This is a genomic window from Ferrimonas sediminicola, assembly GCF_005116715.1.
Taxonomy (GTDB): Bacteria; Pseudomonadota; Gammaproteobacteria; order Enterobacterales; family Shewanellaceae; genus Ferrimonas; species Ferrimonas sediminicola.
Genome location: NZ_SWCI01000056.1, coordinates 1 through 248, shown reverse-complemented (window position 1 = coordinate 248; position 248 = coordinate 1). Strand labels below are relative to the sequence as shown.

General features: G+C 49.2%; 1 rRNA gene. It reads right to left on the bottom strand.

From position 1 onward, the window contains the following. Positions 1-248 (bottom strand): 23S ribosomal RNA (locus FCL40_RS18510); the annotation flags it as partial.

Here is a 248-nt window from a genome sequence, read left to right as displayed (position 1 = left end):
GTCAGTCAGGAGTATTTAGCCTTGGAGGATGGTCCCCCCATGTTCAGACAAGATATCACGTGTCCCGTCCTACTCGATTTCACACAAAGTTAGTTTTCGTGTACGGGGCTATCACCCTGTGTCGCGCCACTTTCCAGAAGCTTCCACTAACACCCTCTGTGCTTAAGGGCTAATCCCCGTTCGCTCGCCGCTACTTAGGGAATCTCAATTGATTTCTTTTCCTCAGGGTACTTAGATGTTTCAGTTCC